Source organism: Pseudomonas sp. FEMGT703P, assembly GCF_002786345.1.
GTDB lineage: Bacteria > Pseudomonadota > Gammaproteobacteria > Pseudomonadales > Pseudomonadaceae > Aquipseudomonas > Aquipseudomonas peli.
The window spans coordinates 1-20,195 of sequence record NZ_PGCM01000010.1; the positions used below are offsets into that span (position 1 = coordinate 1).

The following is a 20,195-nucleotide window of genomic DNA, read 5'->3' on the forward strand; positions in this document are numbered from 1 at the left end:
ACAAAGTAAATTGCTTTCAAATTTACACCTAGCACCTAACGTTTGGTTAAGGGGCGGGCTTTAGCCCGTCCCAGCGAGCGCAGCGAGCGATTTGAACCATTTGTTAGACGCTCGGATGTACGCATAATTTAAAGCACCGCTTTCTTGCTTGTAACGCGTTGCGCGATGACCCTGGCGAAACGCAATAAATTTAATGTTTGCAATGCAACGGATAAACCACGATTTCAACGTGCCTCGATGGCAAACGGCGTAAGCACAGCAACGCAAGACTAAACCCGAGAAAGCCCCGAAAGCAATCGTGCGGCCTTGTAAACAAAAATTACGCAACGGACGAAGCGCGATAAATCCAATGTTTGCAATGTAACGACCTGAGCGCGGTATTTAAAAATGCCACAAATATAACGGGCGTCCGTTCTGGCAATGCACATTTAAAACTGTGAAAACCTCGAAAGCAAACGTGCGTTGTTACGGGTGTACGCATTACAAAAACAAGCTTTGAAAACATGAACGTCTAACTATAAATAGACACCAATTGGTGTAATAACGTTTTATGGGGTGTGGTGGATAACATTCTTGTTTGTCTTAGAGGTGGCGTCTAGGCTGAGGGGTGCCGACAGGATTTGGCTAAAAAGGGAGTTATGCACCATGGATGGGAAGCCACGTTTGCTTGAGCAGGTTCGTGAACAGATTCGCCTGAAACACTACTCGATTCGTACAGAACACGTCTATTGCGAATGGGTAAAGCGCTTTATTCGGTTTCACAGTTATCGACACCCGCAAGAGATGGGGGCGGCTGAGGTCGAGGCTTTTCTATCGGATTTGGCGTTGCGTAAGAGTGTTTCGGCTTCAACACAGAATCAGGCGCTTGCTGCGTTGCTGTTTCTTTATAAGCAGGTGCTAAAGCTGGATTTGCCTTGGTTGGGCGAAGTGGTGAGGGCAAAGAAGCCCAGTCGTCTGCCGGTGGTACTCAGTGTGGCTGAAGTTCAACAGTTGCTGGGGCGGTTAGACGGAGAGGTCGGGTTAGTGACGCATTTGTTATATGGCTCTGGTATGCGCCTGATGGAGGTTATGCGCTTGCGGGTCAAGGATGTTGATTTTCCCCGTGGTGAGATTCTAGTTCGCGATGGAAAGGGGATGAAAGATCGGGTCACGGTACTCCCACGCCGTTTGGTGGAGCCGCTTAAACAGCATTTGGCGCTGGTTCGGGCGCAGCATAACGCCGAATTGAAGGTGGGCCGTGGCGATGTGTATTTACCTTTCGCGCTTGAGCGTAAGTACCCGAATGGTCCGTGGGAGTGGGGCTGGCAGTATGTATTCCCTGCCTCAGGTCTTTCGGTCGATCCGCGCAGTGGCAAGGTGCGCCGGCACCATTTGGATGAAAAGCGTGTGCAGCGCGCATTCAAGGCTGCATTGAAACTGACGGATATTGTGAAACTGGCCACGCCGCATACGTTGCGGCATTCCTTTGCCACGCATTTGTTGGAAAGCGGTCAGGACATTCGCACCGTTCAAGAGCTACTAGGTCACTCCGATGTGAAGACGACGATGATCTATACCCATGTGCTGAATCGTGGCGGGCTAGCCGTGTTAAGTCCGCTCGATAGGGCCTGAGTGGCGAGCGAGCTAAAGCCCCGCAGCATCGGCGTCTGCATGTGTTGTCTTCGATTTAATCTGCGCGTTATAAATTTGGCGCTATTAATGTGACGCACTGGTATGTCTCGTCGTCATGCTGTGCACTCCGGGTAATGCCTGGCGTGTGGTTTCAGCGTGATACTTGCTGATTCCTTTCTAGCTACAGTTCGCCGAGTCCTCGGCAATCCCGTCCAGACGCGCTGCCACAACAATAACTCCAGCTGCTGATTTGGCTTTTGATACGTACGTTGGAGAGAGGCCGTTTTATGAATACCTGGTTTGCCAATATCAGCGTCACCCGCAAGTTGCTGATAGGTTTTGGCGTTGTGCTGGCGATGACAGTGTTGATGGCCTGGACGGGCTGGAGTGGGCTGGGCAGTGTGATTCAGCGCGCTAACTGGATGAGCGACATTACCTACCTCAACAGCAGCCTCACCAATCTGCGCATTGCGCGGTTGCAGTACATGATCGCTAACGGTGATTTGCCCACCGCTGAACGCCTACAGTCGACCTTAAGCACTTACATTGCCAAGCAAGAGGCGCTTCAGGCTTCGTTCAAGAATCCGGTCAATGTGGCGTTACTCAAGAAACAGGGTGCGATCAACGATGAGTACCAAGTGTCCTTGAATGCCATGAAGGCTGCCTATAAAGAAGCTAATGCAGCTAATGAGGTATTGGCCCTGAGGGCGGCTGAGGCCGTTGAGCAAGTTCGCCAGATCATGGCGGTTGTCGTGCAATTACCCGAATTTGATCCGCAGCGCTTTGCTCAGTATCAGGCGATTACTGACAGCAGGGCCGAGTTGCTGCAGGTGCAACACCTGGTCAGTGTGTTCCGTAACAATGCCAGCCCCGCAAATGAGTCGGCGATGATTCAGGGGGTTGAGGCGATCATGGCAGGGCTGGCTGATGTGAGTCGTGCATTCGTCGGGTCACAGCAAGCCGCTGTATTGCAGGTTGAGCGTAGCTTGGCGCAGTACCGGGATGCGGTGTTGGCGCTGCGTGATGCCACGCAGGCCATTGCGCGCGCGCGTCAGGAGATGACCGTGCAGGGCGCTGAGATTGTCAAAATCAGCGACGAGCTTTACAGCTTCCAGCTCGACCGTCTGGCGGTCGAAAGTGCGGCGGCGCGTTACCTGCAGGTGACGGCTACAGCGCTGGCTTTGCTGCTTGGGCTGCTTGCTGCATGGCTGATTACACGGCAGATCATTCGCCCACTGCGTGCGACGCTGTTGGACGTTGAGCGCATTGCCAGTGGTGATCTGACACCGAGTGCTGCCGTGGTACGTCAGGATGAGTTGGGTGTATTGCAGCAGGGCGTACAGCGTATGGCCAGCACCTTGCGTGAGTTGATTGGCGGAATTCGTGACGGCGTGAGCCAGATCAGCAGTGCTGCCGAGGAACTGTCTGCCGTAACCGCGCAGACCAGTGCTGGGGCCAATAACCAGAAGAGTGAAACCGATCAAGTGGCCACTGCCATGCACGAGATGTCTGCTACGGTGCAGGAGGTTGCGCGCAATGCCGAGCAGGCGTCTTACGCTGCGACGGACGCTGACAGTGAGGCGCGTAAAGGCGACAAAGTGGTAGCCCAGGCCATTGCCCAAATTGAGCGTCTGGCTGAAGAAGTGGGGCGCTCCACTGGCGCCATGACGGCTCTGCAGCAAGAAAGCCAGAAGATTGGCAGTGTGATGGATGTCATCAAGGCTGTGGCGGAGCAGACGAACCTGCTCGCACTCAATGCGGCTATTGAGGCTGCGCGTGCCGGTGAGGCGGGTCGAGGTTTCGCGGTGGTCGCGGATGAGGTGCGTGGTTTGGCTCAACGCACGCAGAAGTCTACTGAGGAGATCGAGGGTTTGGTTGCGGGGCTGCAGAATGGCACGCAGCAGGTGGCCAGCATCATGTTGAGCAGCCGTACCCTGACGGACAGCAGTGTTGAGTTGACTCGGCGCGCGGGTGATTCGCTGGAAAGCATTACCCGTACAGTGTCGAACATTCAGTCGATGAATCAGCAGATTGCAGCGGCGGCTGAGCAGCAAAGTGCGGTGGCTGAAGAGATCAGTCGCAGCATTATCAGCGTGCGGGATGTGTCCGAGCAGACGGCCTCTGCCAGTGATGAAACGGCTCGTGCCAGCGTTGAATTGGCGCGTCTGGGTAATCAGCTGCAGATGATGGTGAGCCGTTTCCGGGTCTAGCTGCTGCGCTGACAGTTGAACGAAAACGCCCCGCAATGCGGGGCGTTTTTGTGTGGCGGGCAACTATCCGTTGGGTCAGATCAGCTCGGCCCACATGTCGTATTCATCGGCATCGACGATGCGCACACGAACTTTGTCGCCTGGATTGACGTCTGTGCTGGCGATAAACACGCTGCCGTCGATTTCCGGCGCATCAGCGTAGCAGCGGGCAACGGCGCCTTGGTCGTCGACTTCATCGATCAGCACATCCATCTCCTTGCCGACCTTGAGTTGCAGGCGGGCGGTGCTGATGGCTTGCTGGTGGGCCATGAAACGGTCCCAGCGATCCTGTTTGATGTCATCGGGTACCGGGTTGTCGAGCAGGTTGGCTGGCGCGCCTTCTACGGGGGAATACTGGAAGCAACCAACGCGATCGAGCTGCGCTTCGGTCAACCAGTCGAGCAGGTACTGGAAGTCTTCTTCAGTTTCGCCGGGGAAGCCGACGATAAAGGTCGAGCGGATGGTCAGCTCCGGGCAGATCTCGCGCCAGGCTTTGATGCGTGCCAGGGTCTTGTCTTCGAAGGCGGGGCGCTTCATCAGCTTGAGCACTTTCGGGCTGGCGTGCTGGAAGGGGATATCCAGGTACGGCAGGATCTTGCCGGCGGCCATCAGCGGGATCAGCTCGTCGACGTGCGGGTAGGGGTACACGTAGTGCAGGCGCACCCATACGCCCAGGCTGGAGAGTGCTTCGCACAGTTCGGTCATGCGGGTTTTCACCGGCTGGCCGTTCCAGAAGTCGGTCTTGTACTTCATGTCCACGCCATAGGCGCTGGTGTCTTGAGAAATCACCAGCAGCTCTTTGACGCCTGCTTTGACCAGGCGCTCAGCTTCGCTGAGTACTTCACCCACCGGGCGGCTGACCAGTTTGCCGCGCATCGACGGGATGATGCAGAAGCTGCAGCTGTGGTTACAGCCTTCGGAAATCTTCAGGTAGGCATAGTGACGCGGGGTGAGTTTGATGCCCTGCGGCGGCACCAGGTCGATCAGCGGGTTGTGGTCCTGGCGCGGCGGCACGACTTCATGCACGGCGTTGACCACTTGCTCGTACTGCTGCGGGCCTGTCACCGAGAGCACGCTGGGATGCACGTCGCGGATGCTGCCTTCTTCCACGCCCATGCAGCCGGTGACGATCACTTTGCCGTTTTCTTTGATCGCTTCGCCGATCACTTCCAGGGATTCGGCTTTAGCACTGTCGATAAAGCCGCAGGTGTTGACCACCACCACATCAGCGTCCTGATAAGTCGACACCACTTCATAACCTTCCATGCGCAGCTGAGTCAGGATGCGCTCAGAGTCCACCAGCGCCTTGGGGCAACCGAGTGATACAAAGCCGACTTTCGGCGTGGCGGGGGTGGACATGGCGTTAACCTCAGGCGTGTACGGATGGATGCTGGGCGCTGGTCGCGCCTCTGATCAAAAAGTGCGCAATTCTAGCGGCGACGCTGGCAATTGACCAGCACTGAGCGTCACCTGTGTATCAGGACTGAATGCTTGGCGGCGTCAGGGCTGCTTACTTGGCAAGATGCGGGTCAGGGTGTTGTCACGCACAACAAAGTGGTGGAACAGCCCGGCCGCAGCATGCAGGCCAATCAACCAGTATCCGGCGCTACCGGCCAGTTCATGCCATTCCTTTATCGTGCCAGCCAAATCCGGGTTTTTGCTGACCAAGGGTGGCAACTCCAGGCCAAAAAATGGGATGGGTTTACCGGCGGCGCTGAGGATCAACCAGCCGGCCAGTGGGGCGCCGATCATCAGGCCGTAGAGTGCTAGGTGCATCAGTTTTGCCGGGATGGCTTGCCAGGTAGGCAGGGTAGGTTGGATGACCGGTGTGGGTGCAATCAAGCGTGCCAGCAAGCGCAGCCACACGAGCGTGAAGACGGCGAGGCCCAGCATAAAGTGCCATTGCTTGAGCAATTCACGGGTATCGCTGCCTTTGGGGAAGTTCCCTTTGAGTTCTATGCATGCGTAGACGCCGGCAATAAGTATCAGCATCAGCCAGTGCAGCGCTATATTCAGGCTGCCATAGCGCGCTTCCGTATTTTTCCAGGGCATGGTGTTTTGCCTCCTAGGCTGTCAGTGATCATCGGCTTCAGTGTAGGCAGGCAACTTCCAGCTCTCATTGAGCGTGATCAGCTAAATCGCGCACAAACAAAAAGGCCACTCGATTGAGTGGCCTTTTTGAGTATCTGGTTGCGGGAGCCGGATTTGAACCGACGACCTTCGGGTTATGAGCCCGACGAGCTACCAGACTGCTCCATCCCGCGCCGGCCATTCTATACAGGAACGATGCTTTGTCAATTGATTAGTGGTTTTTAATCAATAACTTAAATCGGTTGGGCTTAAATGCAAAAAGGCCACTCGATTGAGTGGCCTTTTTGAGTATCTGGTTGCGGGAGCCGGATTTGAACCGACGACCTTCGGGTTATGAGCCCGACGAGCTACCAGACTGCTCCATCCCGCGGCGCCAATTCTAGCGTTTAAATGCCGCTTGTCAACCTAAAGGTGGCCAGAAGTTGTTTTTATTCAGATGCTTAGCCGTACGTTGATTGATCTTGCGCTGCAGAACCCTGTGCTAGAGCCTGATTGAGCGGACAGCTTTGCTTTCGGCATAGCCCGCAACCGGGCTGTTGGGCTAGAGTCCCTGCCCATATAAATTGGAGAAATGTTATGAGCGTTGAATGCAAAGCCTGTGGTGCTCAGGTGCCAGCCGATGCCAAGACCTGTCCGGGTTGCGGCGCTGCCGTGGTGGCGAAGACCAAGCTGGTGCCATTGGCTGCGTTTATGCTGATCGTCATCCTGATTATCCAGTCTTATATGAGTAAGTCTGAGGATGCGGCGAGCGAGGCGAAACCGGCAGCGCCTGTTAGCTCAGCCGAGCAGTAGCAGCAGGGCTGGTGGCTTGGCGATGAACAGCCGCAAGATCATCCACGTGGACTGTGATTGCTTTTACGCCGCAATCGAGATGCGGGATGAGCCCAGCCTGGCGAGCAAGCCCCTGGCGGTCGGTGGCTCGGCAGATCGGCGCGGGGTGATTGCAACCTGCAACTACGAAGCGCGCAGTTATGGCGTGCGATCAGCGATGGCGTCTGGGCAAGCGCTCAAATTATGCCCGGATTTGGTCATCGTTAAACCGCGTATGGATGCCTATAAGGCCGTGTCGCGGGAGATTCAGGCGATTTTTCGCGATTACACCGAGTTGATCGAGCCCTTGTCGCTGGATGAGGCCTACCTGGATGTTACCGACAGCCCGCACTTTGCTGGCAGCGCCACGCGCATCGCTCAGGATATTCGCAGGCGGGTTTCCCAGGAACTGCATATCACCGTTTCTGCGGGTGTGGCGCCGAACAAGTTTCTGGCCAAGATCGCCAGCGACTGGAAGAAACCTAACGGCCTGTTTGTGATTGCCCCAGATCAGATTGAGGACTTTGTCGCCGCCTTACCGGTGAGCAAGCTGCATGGCGTGGGCAAGGTCACGGCTGACAAGCTTGGGCGCTTGGGCATTCGTACCTGCAGCGACCTGCGCGAGTGGAACAAGCTGGCGTTGGTCAAGGAATTTGGCAGTTTTGGCGAGCGCTTGTGGGGCCTGGCGCGCGGGATTGATGAGCGAGTTGTGCATAACGACAGCCGGCGTCAGTCGGTCAGCGTGGAAAATACCTTTGATAAGGATTTGCCGGATTTAGCCGCCTGTCTTGAGCAGTTGCCGGCGCTGCTGGAGCAGTTGGCCACGCGGATGGCGCGGTTGGATGCGAGTTACCGGCCGGATAAACCCTTCGTCAAAATCAAGTTTCACGATTTCAGCCAAACCACCTTGGAGCAGGGCGGAGCGCGGCGGGATCTGGAGAGTTATTCGCGGTTGATGAGCACGGCCTTTGCGCGGGGCAATAAAGCGGTACGCCTGCTCGGCGTGGGTGTGCGCTTACATGACCTACGCGGTAAGCAGGAGCAGCTTGAGTTATTTGCGCCCTGACTACTGATAGGCCGATCTGTGCCCATAAAAAAGGCGAAGCCTGGGGCTTCGCCTTTTTAGTTGGGGGGGTCAATGCTTGCGCGGGACTGGCTTGAGTAGCTCGTCGGGCGGCATTTCGCAGGCGATCTTGCGGCCCAGCAGTGCCTCGATGGCAGGCAGGGCGTAGGCGTCGTCTTCGCCGGCAAAGCTGATCGAGGTGCCGCTGCTGCCGGCGCGGCCGGTACGACCGATGCGGTGCACGTAGTCGTCCGGGGTTTCCGGCAGGGTGAAGTTGATCACGTGGCTGATTGCGTCGACGTGGATGCCGCGGCCGGCCACGTCGGTGGCGACCATCACGCGGATCTTGCCTTCGCGGAAGCCTTCCAGGGCGCGGATGCGTTTGTGCTGCGGTACGTCACCGGACATCTGTACGGCACTGATGCCGTCGCGGGTCAGGCGTTCTTCGATACGCCGCACTTCATCCTTGCGGTTGGCGAAGACCATCACGCGAATCCAGTCGTTCTGGGTGATCAGGTTGTACAGCAGCTTGTATTTGTCGCTGCCGGCCACGGCATAAACGTGCTGCTCAACGGTATCGCTGGCGACGTTTTCCGGCTCGATCTCAACGATCGCCGGTTCTGTGGTCCATTGCTTGGCCAGGTTCATCACGTCTTCGGTGAAGGTCGCGGAGAACAGCAGAGTCTGGCGTTCGCCCTTCATCGGGGTCTGGCGGATGATCTGGCGCACCTGGGGGATAAAGCCCATGTCGAGCATGCGGTCGGCTTCGTCGAGCACCATCACTTCGACCATATCCAGGTGCACTTCGCCGCGCTGGTTGAAGTCGAGCAAACGGCCCGGGGTGGCCACCAGAATGTCGCAGAAGCGCGATTCCAGCAGCTTGAGCTGTTTGTCGAAGTCCATGCCACCGACAAAGCTCATCACATTGAGGCCGGTGTATTTGGTCAGATCGGCGGCGTCTTTGGCGATCTGCACCACCAGCTCGCGAGTCGGCGCGATGATCAGCGCGCGCGGCTCGCCCATATAACGCTCTTTCGGCGGAGGGGTTTGCAGCAACTGGGTGATGATCGAGATCAGGAAGGCGGCGGTTTTGCCCGTACCGGTCTGGGCGCGGCCGATGGCGTCACGACCGCTTAGGGTGTAACCCAGCACCTGCGCCTGGATCGGCGTGCAGTACGGGAAGCCCAGATCATGGATGGCATGCATCAGCTCGGGGGAGAGCTTGAAGTCATGAAAACGGGTCTTGCCCTCGGCCGGAGCTACGGCGAAGTCTTCCAGTTTCCAGGTGTCGACTGGTTTGGCCGGGCGTTCGCGGCGCGGTTTCGCCGGTTTTTCCTTGCTCTGTAACGGTTTTTCAGCGGCTTCAGGGGGGCGCGGTGAGGCGCTGCGGCTGGATTTGTCAGCGTTGGCGTCAGGCTGGACGCGCGGTGCGTTGGGCGTTACAGGTGACGGAGTTGCTGGGCTGGGCTGTTCGCCCTCGGCTTTGCCGAATATTTTCTTGAGTGCTTTGAGCACGGTCATCTCATCAATTGGTTAAGGAGTGAACGGTCGCCAGTGTAAAGCAAGAAGCCGGCGCGGCGAAGTGCCGCGCCGGATGGCGGCTATTGGCTGATTTTTACTCAATTTTCGGGAAGGCTGGCAAGCAGCAAACGCTGTACGTTGCCGCCCATGATCGCGGCAATGTCCGCGTGGCTGAAGCCCGCCTTTAGCAGGCCTTCGGTCAGTTGCGGCAGGCCGGTGACGTCAAACGGCGCATGGATGGTGCCGTTGAAGTCCGAACCCAGCGCCACGTGCTGCACGCCAATCAAGCCTGCGGTATAGCGGATTGCTTTGACGATGGCCTCTACCGAGGTGGCGCAGACGGCAGCATCCCAGTAGCCGATACCGATTACTCCGCCGGTAGCAGCGATGGCTTTCAGATGTTTGTCGCTGAGGTTGCGCGTGCCTTTGCACGTACCTTCAACGCCGGTGTGGGAAACCAGCACCGGGCGGGTGGCGATGGCCAGTACATCATCGATCAGCGGACGCGAGGCGTGAGCCAGGTCGATCAGCATGGCTTTTTCTTCCAAGCGCTTGATCACCTGCCGGCCCAGCGGGGTCAGGCCGCCTTTTTCCAGGCCGTGTGCCGAGCCGCCTACTTCATTGTCGAAGAAGTGGGTCAGGCCGGTAATACGAAAGCCGGCGTCATAGAGGGTGTCGACGTTTTCCAGCTTGCCTTCAATTGGTTGCAGGCCTTCGGTGGCGAGAATGCCTGCGACACGCTGCGGGTCTTTTTGCCAGGCGCTGACAAAACTGGCGAGGTCGCTGCGGGTTTTGATCAGTACCAGGCGGCCGTCGCTGTTGGCGCTGGCCTCATCGAGCTTGCGTGCCTGGTAGAGCGCGCGTTGCAGCAAGCTGCTCCAGGTTGCCTTGGGCCAGCGCTGAGCCATGGCCAGCAGGGTGATGTTGTCAGTGTCACCGCTGTTACGCTCATAGTTGATGCCGCGCGGCGTCTTGGTCACGGTGGAAAACACCTGCAGGCCAACGCGGCCTTCGAGCATGCGCGGCAGGTCGGAGTGGCCAAAGTCGTAGCGCTTGAGCAGGTCGCGCTCCCACAGCAGTACGTCGTCATGCAGGTCGGCGATAAACAGTTGTTGATGCAGCTGATTGGCCGATTCACTGGCGGGGTAAGGCGCGGGGGATTCGACGCTGTTCATCTTGCGGTCAAGCAAGGAGGGCAGGGCAAACACACTGCCCGCAGCGATCAACAGGATTATCAGCAGGGTGATCAGAATTTTGCGCATAGTAAGGTGCCATCCGGGCGTTGTTGTTATGCGCAGCACTCTAGCAAGAGTGGGTCAGAAATGTGATGGGTGGCTAGCGGGCCGTTTGGGGAGCGTAAACGCGCAGCAGATCGCAAAGGGCTAACCGCAGAGGCAGTCGCGGCCTTGCTGCTTGGCTTGATACAGCGCGCTGTCTGCGCGGGCGATCACGCCTTGCAGGCTGTCCTTGGGTTGCATCTGCGCCAGGCCAATGGATACGGTCACCCCCGGCAGTACGCCAATCGGGGAGTGAAATGAGCTGACGGCTCGCAGCGCCTGGCGCAGGCGTTCACCGATGCTGCGGGCTTCATCGGCACCGATTTCCGGCAGCAGGATGACGAATTCCTCACCGCCGTAGCGGGTCAGGCTGTCCTTAGGGCGCAGCTGGTTGCGCAGGGTGTGCGCAACCAGGCACAGGGCGTAGTCGCCCGCGAGGTGGCCATGCTGGTCGTTGTAGGCTTTGAAGTGATCGACATCGAGCATCAGCATGCACAGTGGTTTGCCATTGAACGCGCTGCGGGTGCTTTCGCGTTCGAAGATATGTTCCAGCCAGCGACGGTTATAGGCGCCGGTCAGGGCATCAATATTGGCGGTTTGTTCGCTGTCGAGGATGAGTCGGTTGCCTTTGCGTACACGGTCGCAGAGCAGTTCGAGCAAGTTCTGCATCAGTGCTGGCGATTGTTGGAACAGGTTGTACAAGGATTCGCGGTGCAGGCGCAGCACGCAGCAGGGCTCCGTCGCCACCACATAGGCGGAGGGGTGTTCGTTATCGATAAAGCTGATTTCGCCTGCACAGTCGCCGGCTTTGAGGGTGCTCACGGCCTGGCTATCAAGCGAGCCAAGGTAGACCTTGAGTTGGCCCTTGAGCAGCAGGTACAGGTACTGGTTGCGGTTGAAGGGGGATAACAACACTTCCCCGGCGTCCAAGTCGCAGGCGCGAAATTCTTTAAGCAGCTGATTGATGCCGCTGGCGGCGACGTTATTGAACAGTCGCAAGTGGCGAATTTGCTGCAGATCAGCCTGCCATTTGGCGTTTTTCATTGGGGCGGCAGGTGTGGCTGTAGGCTACGAATAGTGGGCATCGCTAACGCTCCCTGCATTAAGGGCGAACACCATGCCTGAACATATTCCGCTGCCTGTGGCCTGACAATCCTTGTCAGACGCACGGGCGACCAGCGGTATTGAAGTTGAATGGTTTATCACAATTCTGGCGTGTTCCTTGCGCCAGTGATTGTTTACTCGGTGAGGTGCAGTTCTATCGCAACGGCAAAACCCGCCAGTCGTTGGCTCACTGCATCTGCCAGTGCGGCCTGGTCGGCGGGTATATAGATGTGGGCAATCTGGCCGCGTTTGTCGTCACTCAATACCTCCACGCGCAGACGGGCATCTATTTCTGCCAGGGCCGCCTGATAAACGCGGGCAATCGCATCGAAGCGCAGCGCCGGTTTGAAAGTTTTACCCACCGCGGTCAGCGGTATGGTGTCTATGATCCAGGCATCCTTGGGGATCGCCGCGCGTTCGTGAATGTGTTCGGCTGCATGGGCCAACAGTTCGGCTTCGCTGACCTCAGCGCCGGGTTTGAGTTGCACGTAGACCACCGGCAGTTCGCCGGCCTTTTCGTCAGGCTTACCGACCGCTGCAGCCATGGCCACGGCGGGGTGTTTGTGCAGCGCTTCTTCAATCATCTGTGGGTCAATATTGTGGCCGCCACGGATGATCAGATCCTTGCTGCGCCCGGTGAGCCAGATGTAACCATCAGCATCCACGCGGCCGAGGTCGCCGGTGTTGAACCAGTCGCCGTCGACCCAGATGCCGGTGTTCTTGCTGCTCTGCAGGTAACCCTTGAACACCGTGGCGCCACGGATGCACAGGTTGCCAATTTCATTGCGGTTGGCCTCCCTTAGATAGTTGCCCAGTTCGTCGAGCACCTTGATGCTCACTTCGCAGTAAGGCATTGGCAGGCCGATGGAGCCGGGGCGACGCTCGCCAGCAGGTGGGTTGGCGCAGCTGCCGCAGGTGCCTTCGGTGAGGCCATAGCCTTCGATCAGGGTCAGCCCAGTTTTGCTTTCGAACTGGCGAATCAGCTCAACGGGCATCGGTGCGGCGCCGCACAGGGCGTATTTCAGTGAGCTGAGGTCATGGCCTTCGCTCGGCACTTGCAGCAGGCCGGCGTAGATGGTTGGTACGCCGCTAAAGAAGCTGACGTTATGGCGTTCGATGATCGTCCAGAAATTGCTGATCAGGTTGGCGTTGCGGTACCCCTGCGGCGTAGCCAGCAGCACTTCGGCGCCGCCGATAAAAGCAGTCAGACCTGTAACAATCACTCCGTTGACGTGAAACAGCGGCAGGCCGCAAAGGGTGACATCGCCCGGCTCGAAGCGGGTAACCAAGTTCATGCTGAACGCCATGGCCACTTCGTTGCCATGGCTGTGCGGTGCGAGCTTCGGCGTACCAGTGGTGCCGCCGGTGTGGAAGTAGCTGGCAATGTCGTCTGGCGCGATTACGCGGCCGCTTTCCAGGTGGTCGTCTGGGCAGGCCGCGATCAGCTCATCAAAGTCCAGTACGCCGTCTGGCAGCGGCCCACGCTGCGCTTTGATCGCACTGCGCTGCGGCTCCGGCAGCAGATTGGCCATGTCCACGCAGATAATCGCCTTGAGCGCAGGCAGTTGCTCGCGCAGGCCTTCGACCTTCGCCCACAGGTCGGTGCCGGGGAAGGGTGCCAGGGTCACCAGCAGCTCTGAGTCCGAGGCCTGGATCAGCTCGGCGATATGTTCCGGGTCAAGCAGCGGGTTGATCGCATTGACGATCCCTGCCGCTTCGCCGCCCCAGATGGTGAAGTGGGTGTGCGGCAGGTTAGGCAACAGAAACGACACCGCCTTGCCCGGACGTAAGCCCAGGCGGTGGAAGGCGTTGGCGGTCTGGGTGATCTTGCCCAGCAGCTGCCTGTAACTGAGGCGGTAAGCCGCCTCGTTTGCCGTGCCCTGGAGGATGAACGAGAGCGCCGGTGCATCTGCTTGCTGCGCTGCACTGCGGCAGATCAGCTCATACGTGCTGGCCGGCAGGTCGCGTTCGGCCAGCGGTGTTTGCTCGATCAGCTGGATATCACGCAGGGTCTTGATCGCAGGTATGGCAGGCATAGGTAGTCTCGCTCGCAGGCAGTCAACTGGTAAACCGTTGCTCCAGCCAGTCGGCGATGTCGCGGATTTCCTCATTCACCACTTCGTGGCCCATCGGGTAATCACGCCATTGCACGCTGACGCCGGATGCAATCAGGTAGTCATGGGCTGCACGGCCCATGGCCGGCAGTACGATGTCGTCGAATGTGCCATGCAAACACAGGACCGGCAGTTGTCTTTTTGTATCTGCCAGGACGACCTCGTCGCTGAATGTAGGGGCGTAGGTTGACAGTGCAATTACGCCACCGAGCGCAAACTGCCAGCGTAGGAAGGCAGTGTGCAGCACCACCGCGCCGCCCTGAGAGAAGCCAGCGAGGACGATGCGGGCCGGGTCGATGCCGCTGTCACGCTGCGCTTCGATTAGTGCGATCACCTGTTGCGCTGAGGCTTCCAGCTGTTCGCGGTTGATCGCGCGGGCCGGGCTCATGGCCAGGATGTCGTACCAGCTGGGCATGGCGTAGCCGCCGTTGATGGTTACCGCCTGAGTCGGCGCTTGCGGCAACACGAAGCGGGTGCTGTGCAAACGCTTCTGCAGCATCTCAGCAACCGGCATAAAGTCGTAGCGGTCGGCCCCGAGGCCGTGCAACCAAATGACGCACGCATCGGCGGCAAGTGTGGGCTGAAGAATCAAGGGTTCACTCATTTGAGGCTCCGCTGTGGTGCATGCGCGCTGATTTAGTGCGCGGGAAAATTTAGGGGGTGGCGATTCTAGAAAGAAGTTGTCGCCAGGGTGCAAGTTTTGCTCTTGACCTGTCCGTATGGTGCTCAAAGCGCGGCGCTGGTACGGGCCTTGCTATACACCTTAGGGACTGATGACGTGGCCGGGCCGTGGTAACACTGCCACCAAACCGGGCACGGAGCAGACTGAAATGCCGTTAACGGCGCTTCACAGGTTCGCCAGGTGCTGCATGCTGTGCGACAAGTCACTTGCTATCTGTCTCTAGCCCATTCAAATAATGGGCGGGTGAGAGTTTATGGCCGCTGGAGCAATCGGCAACTAAACTCGCGCTAAGGTTTGATCCCCGGTTGAGTGTGTTGCTGCCGACACAGTCAACGAGCCCCATAAGGGTACGGTGGTAGAACCGAGACTCCAAACACAACAAAAGCAACTGGAGGTTTTAATGAAGATGGTGAAATCCACATTGGCAGTACTGACCACCGCCGCTGTTCTCGGTGTCAGCAGTTTTGCTCAAGCAGGCGCTACTCTGGACGCGATCCAGAAGAAAGGTTTCGTACAGTGCGGTATCAGCGATGGTCTGCCTGGCTTCTCCTACGCCGATGAGAAGGGTAACTACCTGGGTCTCGACGTTGACGTATGCCGCGCAGTTGCTGCTGCGGTATTTGGTGACGCGACTAAGGTCAAGTACAGCCCGCTTACCGCTAAAGAGCGCTTCACCGCGCTGCAGTCCGGCGAAGTCGACATCCTCTCGCGTAACACCACCTGGACCAGCTCGCGTGATTCTGGCCTGGGTCTGAACTTTGCCGGCGTTAACTACTACGACGGTCAAGGCTTCCTGGTTAACAAGAAACTTGGCGTTTCCAGCGCTAAAGAACTCGATGGTGCAACGGTCTGCATCCAGGCAGGTACCACCACCGAGCTGAACCTCTCCGACTACTTCCGTGCCAATGGCCTGAAGTACACCCCGATCACTTACGACACCTCCGACGAGAGCGCCAAATCGGTTGAAGCTGGCCGTTGCGATGTGCTGACCTCCGACCAGTCGCAGCTGTACGCACAGCGCATCAAGCTGGCTGACCCGGATTCCTACGTGGTACTGCCGGAAGTGATCTCGAAAGAGCCACTGGGCCCGGTCGTACGCCAGGGTGACGAAGAGTGGTTCGACATCGTGCGCTGGTCGCTCTACGCGATGGTGAACGCTGAAGAGCTGGGTGTGACTTCGGCCAACGTCGAAGAGCAAGCCAAATCCACCAAGAACCCCGACGTAGCACGTCTGCTCGGCGCTGAAGGTGAGTTCGGTAAAGATCTGAAACTGCCGAAAGACTGGGCTGTACAGATCGTCAAGCAAGTGGGCAACTACGGCGAAAGCTTCGAGCGCAACGTCGGTACCGGCAGCGAGCTGAAGATCGAACGTGGCCTCAATGCCCTGTGGAACAAAGGTGGTCTGCAGTACGCACCGCCGGTGCGCTGACCGTCCGCTGCCAGTCACTCGTCCTGAGTGGCTGGCATTGTTCTGATTGATGTGAACCTCATGCCCGCTAATGCGGGCATGAGGGTTCCAAGAGGGCTCCTATGCAAACCACTGCAAATGTCCCGCGCCCCGGTGGATCGGTTTGGACCGACCCCAAGGCGCGTGCTTGGCTATTTCAAATTCTTGCCGTTATCGCCGTTGTGGCGCTCGGCTGGTTTCTGTTTGACAACACCCAGACCAACCTGGAAAAACGCGGTATTACGTCCGGGTTTTCCTTTCTCAATAACAGCGCCGGTTTCGGTATTGCCCAGCACCTGATCGACTACGACGAAAGCAACTCCTATGGGCGTGTTTTCGTGGTGGGCCTGCTCAACACATTGTTGGTGTCGGTGATTGGTATTGTTCTGGCGACGCTGTTGGGTTTTTTGCTGGGTGTGGCACGTCTGTCGCCGAACTGGTTGATCAGCAAGCTGGCCACGGTATACATCGAGACGTTCCGTAATATCCCGCCGTTGCTGCAAATCTTCTTCTGGTACTTCGCTGTCATGCTCTCCCTGCCAGGACCGCGGCAGAGCATGGGCGTTGGTGAAGCGTTCTTCCTCAACAGCCGCGGCCTGTATATGCCAGCCCCAAGCCCGACCGACAGCTTTGGCTTATTTGCCGGTGCGGTGATTGTGGCAATTATTGGTGTGGTGCTGCTGGCGCGTTGGTCGAAGGCGCGCTTTGAGGCCACTGGCCAGCTGTTTCCGGTGTCGCTGGGGGCAATACCGCTGCTGATCGGCCTGCCAGGTCTGGCGATTTTGCTCGGTGGCAACCCGTTGCAGTGGAGTGTGCCGGAGCTTACGGGCTTCAACTTCCGGGGTGGCTGGGTACTCATCCCTGAGCTGATGGCCTTGACCCTGGCGTTGACCATCTACACCGCTGCCTTTATCGCCGAGAACGTACGTTCCGGGATCATGGCCGTCAACCACGGACAGACCGAAGCGGCTCGCTCTCTGGGCCTGCCAGCGGGCAAGACCCTGCGCTTGGTGATTATTCCGCAGGCGCTGCGGGTGATCATTCCGCCGTTGACCAGCCAATACCTCAACTTGGCGAAAAACTCCTCACTGGCGGCCGGTATCGGTTATCCGGACATGGTCTCGCTGTTCGCCGGCACGGTACTTAATCAGACCGGGCAAGCGATCGAGGTGATCGCCATCACCATGAGTGTGTACCTGGCAATCAGTATCAGCATTTCCATGCTGATGAACTGGTACAACAAGCGCATTGCGCTGATCGAGCGGTAAGGAGCAGCCATGCAAACGCATACGTTCAAACCTGATCTACCGCCACCCGCGCTGAGCGTTGGTGTGGTGGGTTGGCTGCGCGCCAACCTGTTCTCCAGCTGGTTCAACACCCTGCTGACATTGTTTGCAGCCTATTTGGTCTGGCTGATGCTGCCACCGCTGATTCAGTGGGCGTTTATTGATGCAGACTGGACCGGTACCACCCGTGCCGACTGCACCAGTGGCGGCGCGTGCTGGGTGTTTGTGCAGCAGCGTTTCGGCCAGTTTATGTACGGTTTCTACCCGAGTGAGCTGCGCTGGCGCGTTGACCTGACCCTGTGGTTAGCGGTCATCGGTGCTGCACCGCTGTTCGTGCCGCAAATGCCGCGCAAGGCCATGTATGGCCTGGCTTTCCTGGTGGTGTATCCGCTGCTGGCCTTCTGGTTGCTGCACGGTGGTTTCTTCGGTCTATCGACTGTGTCCACCAGTCAGTGGGGCGGTCTGATGCTCACGTTGGTGATTGCCGCTGTGGGTATTGCCGGCGCTTTGCCGCTGGGCATTCTGCTGGCGCTGGGACGGCGTTCGGACATGCCGGCGATCCGCGTGATCTGCGTGACCTTTATCGAGTTCTGGCGTGGGGTGCCGTTGATCACCGTGCTGTTTATGTCTTCGGTGATGCTGCCGCTGTTCCTGCCTGAGGGCCTCTCCTTCGACAAGCTGATGCGTGCGTTGATCGGGGTGATCCTGTTCCAGTCGGCCTATATCGCCGAAGTGGTGCGCGGTGGTCTGCAGGCAATTCCCAAGGGCCAGTACGAGGCCGCTGCGGCCATGGGCCTGGGCTACTGGCGGATGATGGGCCTGGTGATTCTGCCGCAAGCCCTGAAGCTGGTTATTCCCGGCATCGTCAACACCTTTATTGCGCTGTTCAAGGACACCAGCCTGGTGATCATCATCGGCCTGTTCGACCTGCTCAACAGCATCAAGCAAGCCACCACCGATCCGGCTTGGCTGGGCATGGCCACTGAAGGCTATGTGTTCGCCGCGCTGATTTTCTGGATTTTCTGTTTTGGTATGTCCCGCTACTCCCAGCATCTGGAGCGCAAGCTGGACACCGGCCACAAGCGTTAGGAGTGAGTTATGAGTGAAGCCAACAAGCAACCCAGCGCCGAACCGATGATCCTGCTGCAGGGCGTGAACAAGTGGTACGGCCAGTTCCATGTGCTCAAGGACATCAACCTGAGCGTGCAGCCGGGCGAGCGTATCGTGTTGTGCGGGCCTTCGGGCTCGGGCAAATCGACCACCATCCGCTGCATCAATCGGCTGGAAGAACACCAGCAAGGTCGCATCGTGGTTGATGGCACCGAGCTGACCCATGACCTCAAGCACATCGAAGCGGTGCGCCGCGAAGTCGGCATGGTGTTCCAGCACTTCAACCTGTTCCCGCACCTGACCGTGCTACAGAACTGCACCCTGGCGCCGATGTGGGTGCGCAAGATGCCCAAGCGTCAGGCGGAAGAGATTGCCATGCACTTTCTTGAGCGCGTGCGCATTCCGGAGCAGGCCCACAAGTACCCAGGGCAGCTCTCTGGCGGCCAGCAACAGCGTGTGGCGATTGCCCGTGCGCTGTGCATGAAGCCGAAGATCATGCTGTTCGACGAGCCGACCTCGGCCCTCGATCCGGAAATGGTCAAGGAAGTGTTGGATACCATGATCGGCCTGGCCGAAGACGGTATGACCATGCTCTGCGTAACCCACGAAATGGGCTTTGCCCGCACCGTGGCGAACCGGGTGATCTTTATGGACAAGGGCGAGATCGTGGAACAGAACGAGCCCAACGCCTTCTTCACCAATCCGCAGAATGAACGCACCAAACTGTTCCTCAGTCAGATCATTCACTGAGTTTCAGCTGCAACAAAAAAGGGAGCCTTCGGGCTCCCTTTTTTGTTGCGCATTGTTTGTGCGCATAGAGTCTGTTTAGGATCTCGCGAGCTAGAGCAAAACAAGGGGCTACGTTAGTAACAGCCTTTAGCTGTTACTGCGTTGCAACCCAGCTTGGCCTGCGCGCAGCTGATCCGAGGCGGGCTCTTATTTGCTCTCAGGCCATAGGCGCAATGGCTTGCCTTCGGCGGGCCACAGTCGCAGCTGCTCGATGGCGGAGAAATCCCAGCGCTCTACCGTGCTCAGGCTAGCGAGAAAGCGCGCTTCCTGCTCCATCAAGGATGGTGCGCACATCTTGCGGGTGCTGCCGGGGGCGCTGAAGCTCAGCTTGTCTCCCTCCAGGGTGTAGCTGGCAAACCAGTGGTTGCAGCCGGCGTTGCCATAGGCGCGGCCGTCGTCGCCGAGGGTGATGGTCAGGTGGCTGCGGTCGATCAGTGGACGCTCGCCGATCCATTCCACCTGGTAGCTGTGCTCGGTTTCCAGCTGCGGTGCGGATGTGGCGCAGCCCACGAGGCCGGCAGCCAGCAGGCTGATAGTGAGTACGCGTTTCATATCGCCTCCTTGTTGATGCATTTCGGGCACAGGTGCTTGGCATTTTTCGACTGCCAGCCCAGTTCCTTGATGCGCGCTTCGGCGGCAGGTGCCTGGGCCTTTTTGCCGAGGGCGGCGTCGACGGCGAACTCGAAGTCCAGCTGAGCATTGCAGCTGTCGCAGTTGGCCTGCCAATTGAAGATCGCCAACTCCTTGAAGGCCGGGCCAGTGGCCACCGCCACCCACTGGCCACGCGGGTTGATCAAATGACGAACCTTGTCGGCCTGCAGGCGCATCGATAATTCGCGGCTACCTTTGAGGGTCACCAGCAAGGTGTCGCCGCTCTGGATCGAGCCGCCATTACCGGTGACCTGGTAACGGCCAGGTGCCAAAGCACGGCATTCAATCAGGGTATGTTCGGGGTTGAGCAGGTTGTAGCGAAAATCGTGTTCAGCCATGGAGCCTCCAAATAGGCGCAAATGCTACCACGCAGCCGCTATTGGCTGCGTT

17 protein-coding genes, 2 tRNA genes and 1 pseudogene are annotated in these 20,195 nt (G+C 58.2%); 9 read left to right on the forward strand and 11 right to left on the reverse strand.

Features of this window, described 5'->3' with window-relative positions; genetic code table 11:
- Positions 1-645 precede the first annotated feature (645 nt).
- From CUR33_RS13455 to CUR33_RS20735, 3 genes and pseudogenes are all read left to right on the forward strand, one after another.
- On the forward strand, positions 646-1,611 hold the full coding sequence (locus tag CUR33_RS13455; RefSeq protein ID WP_289239973.1) for an integron integrase: 966 nt from the start codon (positions 646-648) through the stop codon (positions 1,609-1,611).
- Between the two features lie 422 nt (positions 1,612-2,033).
- Positions 2,034-2,966: pseudogene (locus tag CUR33_RS20730) on the forward strand (methyl-accepting chemotaxis protein); the annotation flags it as partial.
- A complete protein-coding gene (locus CUR33_RS20735; protein ID WP_372239953.1) occupies positions 2,958-3,821 on the forward strand; it encodes a methyl-accepting chemotaxis protein in 864 nt (287 codons plus the stop codon). The pseudogene CUR33_RS20730 and the gene CUR33_RS20735, both read left to right, overlap by 9 nt.
- A 75-nt stretch (positions 3,822-3,896) precedes the next feature.
- Here CUR33_RS20735 and rimO read toward each other — a convergent pair whose 3' ends face one another.
- The 4 genes from rimO to CUR33_RS13480 form a co-directional block, all read right to left on the reverse strand.
- Positions 3,897-5,219 carry a 30S ribosomal protein S12 methylthiotransferase RimO gene (gene rimO, locus CUR33_RS13465; protein ID WP_170050338.1) on the reverse strand — a complete coding sequence of 441 codons (1,323 nt, stop codon included), beginning with the start codon at positions 5,217-5,219 and terminating at the stop codon, positions 3,897-3,899.
- 141 nt (positions 5,220-5,360) lie between these two features.
- Positions 5,361-5,912: a cytochrome b gene (locus CUR33_RS13470; protein WP_090252465.1), complete on the reverse strand. Its 552-nt coding sequence runs from the start codon at positions 5,910-5,912 to the stop codon at positions 5,361-5,363.
- A gap of 135 nt (positions 5,913-6,047) precedes the next feature.
- Positions 6,048-6,124 (reverse strand) — tRNA-Met (locus tag CUR33_RS13475).
- 120 nt (positions 6,125-6,244) lie between these two features.
- Positions 6,245-6,321 (reverse strand) — tRNA-Met (locus CUR33_RS13480).
- A gap of 206 nt (positions 6,322-6,527) precedes the next feature.
- On the opposite strand from CUR33_RS13480, the gene CUR33_RS13485 reads away from it, so the two are divergent.
- Both CUR33_RS13485 and dinB read left to right on the forward strand, forming a co-directional pair.
- Entirely contained in the window at positions 6,528-6,743 is a 216-nt protein-coding gene (locus CUR33_RS13485) for a zinc ribbon domain-containing protein (RefSeq protein ID WP_289239974.1), read from the forward strand.
- Positions 6,744-6,765: 22 nt separating this feature from the next.
- Positions 6,766-7,827 (forward strand): DNA polymerase IV, encoded by a 1,062-nt coding sequence (gene dinB, locus CUR33_RS13490; protein ID WP_289239975.1) that lies wholly within the window; start codon positions 6,766-6,768, stop codon positions 7,825-7,827.
- Between the two features lie 69 nt (positions 7,828-7,896).
- Here the strand turns inward: dinB and rhlB are convergent, their stop codons facing one another.
- The 5 genes from rhlB to CUR33_RS13515 form a co-directional block, all read right to left on the reverse strand.
- Entirely contained in the window at positions 7,897-9,339 is a 1,443-nt protein-coding gene (gene rhlB / locus CUR33_RS13495; protein ID WP_289239976.1) for an ATP-dependent RNA helicase RhlB, read from the reverse strand.
- A 104-nt stretch (positions 9,340-9,443) separates the two neighbouring features.
- Positions 9,444-10,607, reverse strand: coding sequence for a dipeptidase (locus CUR33_RS13500; RefSeq protein WP_289239977.1), 1,164 nt, complete (start codon positions 10,605-10,607; stop codon positions 9,444-9,446).
- A gap of 120 nt (positions 10,608-10,727) precedes the next feature.
- Positions 10,728-11,666 carry a GGDEF domain-containing protein gene (locus CUR33_RS13505; protein WP_289239978.1) on the reverse strand — a complete coding sequence of 313 codons (939 nt, stop codon included), beginning with the start codon at positions 11,664-11,666 and terminating at the stop codon, positions 10,728-10,730.
- Between the two features lie 194 nt (positions 11,667-11,860).
- Complete coding sequence (locus CUR33_RS13510; RefSeq protein ID WP_289239979.1) at positions 11,861-13,762, reverse strand: acyl-CoA synthetase; 1,902 nt, start codon at positions 13,760-13,762, stop codon at positions 11,861-11,863.
- A gap of 22 nt (positions 13,763-13,784) precedes the next feature.
- Complete coding sequence (locus CUR33_RS13515) at positions 13,785-14,444, reverse strand: alpha/beta hydrolase (RefSeq protein ID WP_167144996.1); 660 nt, start codon at positions 14,442-14,444, stop codon at positions 13,785-13,787.
- Between the two features lie 478 nt (positions 14,445-14,922).
- On the opposite strand from CUR33_RS13515, the gene CUR33_RS13520 reads away from it, so the two are divergent.
- The 4 genes from CUR33_RS13520 to CUR33_RS13535 all read left to right on the forward strand — a co-directional run bounded on the left by CUR33_RS13520 (position 14,923) and on the right by CUR33_RS13535 (position 19,115).
- A complete protein-coding gene (locus tag CUR33_RS13520; RefSeq protein WP_090252487.1) occupies positions 14,923-15,951 on the forward strand; it encodes an amino acid ABC transporter substrate-binding protein in 1,029 nt (342 codons plus the stop codon).
- Positions 15,952-16,052: 101 nt separating this feature from the next.
- Positions 16,053-17,237, forward strand: a complete 1,185-nt coding sequence (locus tag CUR33_RS13525) for an amino acid ABC transporter permease (protein ID WP_160087623.1) — start codon at positions 16,053-16,055, stop codon at positions 17,235-17,237.
- A 9-nt stretch (positions 17,238-17,246) separates the two neighbouring features.
- Entirely contained in the window at positions 17,247-18,344 is a 1,098-nt protein-coding gene (locus CUR33_RS13530; protein ID WP_090252492.1) for an amino acid ABC transporter permease, read from the forward strand.
- Positions 18,345-18,353: 9 nt separating this feature from the next.
- Positions 18,354-19,115, forward strand: coding sequence for an amino acid ABC transporter ATP-binding protein (locus CUR33_RS13535; protein WP_160087619.1), 762 nt, complete (start codon positions 18,354-18,356; stop codon positions 19,113-19,115).
- Positions 19,116-19,301: 186 nt separating this feature from the next.
- On the opposite strand, the gene CUR33_RS13540 is transcribed toward CUR33_RS13535, so the two are convergent.
- Positions 19,302-19,706: an META domain-containing protein gene (locus CUR33_RS13540; RefSeq protein WP_289239980.1), complete on the reverse strand. Its 405-nt coding sequence runs from the start codon at positions 19,704-19,706 to the stop codon at positions 19,302-19,304.
- Complete coding sequence (locus CUR33_RS13545; RefSeq protein WP_160087615.1) at positions 19,703-20,143, reverse strand: hypothetical protein; 441 nt, start codon at positions 20,141-20,143, stop codon at positions 19,703-19,705. The genes CUR33_RS13540 and CUR33_RS13545 overlap by 4 nt, the downstream gene beginning before the upstream one ends.
- Between the last annotated feature and the right edge of the window lie 52 nt (positions 20,144-20,195).